This window comes from Pseudomonas protegens (assembly GCF_003732485.1).
Taxonomy (GTDB): domain Bacteria; phylum Pseudomonadota; class Gammaproteobacteria; order Pseudomonadales; family Pseudomonadaceae; genus Aquipseudomonas; species Aquipseudomonas protegens_B.
In genome coordinates this window covers 1-1159 of record NZ_MOAK01000057.1, presented here as the reverse complement: position 1 = coordinate 1159, position 1159 = coordinate 1, and the positions used below count along the sequence as shown (strand labels likewise).

At 60.7% G+C, this 1159-nt stretch carries 2 protein-coding genes; both read right to left on the bottom strand.

The features are described from left to right. Positions 1-602: type VI secretion system tip protein VgrG (gene vgrG / locus BLX41_RS15935; RefSeq protein ID WP_123725691.1), on the bottom strand; the 602-nt coding region annotated here is incomplete at its 3' end. 197 nt (positions 603-799) lie between these two features. Beyond that, on the bottom strand, positions 800-1159 hold a 360-nt coding region (locus BLX41_RS15930), incomplete at its 5' end, for an Hcp family type VI secretion system effector (RefSeq protein ID WP_148059737.1).

The window sequence follows — 1159 nt, the reverse complement described above, 5'->3', positions numbered from 1 at the left end:
GGTTGGGCGGAGTACAGCACCGGTGCCCCCTGGATGCGCTCCTGGACGTACAACTTGTCACCCTGGACCAGGGTGTGGGCGTTGGCATCGTGTTTGAAAAAATAGAACAGGCCTTCCTCGGTGGACAGGCGGTCAAACAGATAGAGGTCGGTGTCACCGGCCTGGACGCAGTATTCACGCGGCGCATGTTCGGTGTGGATGTAGGGTTGGTAGTCAAGAACGCCGTGCTCGTCGAGCACCGACTTGAGGATCTCGGGCACCGTTTTCTGCTGAAAAATGCGCCAGTCGGAACTCAGGACCAGCCGAGCCAGTTGCGGCTCCACCAGCAGGCGGTAACGGGTGCGGCGAAAACCGCTTTTACCCTGGGTGAAACTGCTGACCAAGCCATGGACATGCCGCACCTGCAGGCCGCCTTGCCAGATCGTCAGCAAGGCCGGTTGATCGAGGATCTGGCCGAAGTCGATCGCACCGTTGTCGCTGGCCAGCTCGAGCGTCAAGCGAAAAGGCTCGGACAAGGCTTCTTCCAGGGTGAACTCTACGACCTCGAACGCCACCTGCGCGGTCAGCACGGAAAACGTGAACTGCAAATCCCTTTGACGCATGACCCCCATCTCCACTTCGTGAAGTGCTCATCCCCCCTGCCAACATGACCGATCAGGGATTGCGCATCCGGCACTCGGCTTTTCCGAGTTTCACCCTGTCCAACGGATGACCGATGCGCCTTCCCCAGGTCTGCCAGGGGCGCGCGACGCCCATCGATCAGCCCGGCTGACCGATGGGTTGGAACCTGCCGCTGGATTTAGCCGGCGACCGGGGTACGCCAGTCATCGGAGCCGGAAGTACCGGACACTTCGTGGGTCCAGGTGATCTTGCGGTAGGTGAATTCGACATCCTCCAGGTGGGTGAAATGCGCGTTCGACGGGTCCTGGCAGTTGTGCATGTAGTCCTTGATGTCGACGATGATCGCGTCTTCCAGGGTGGTGGTGAAGTAATGCTCCTGGGTGCCGGCGGCGGAGGTACGGAACCACTGGATTTCGATCTTGCTCAGGCGCTCACCGGAGGTCAGGGCCGCGAGCAGCAACGGCGAAGCCTTGTCGAAAACCTTGGTGATCTTCACCGGTTTGTGTACCCGCTGGCCGGTGGGCTGACCGGACTGCGG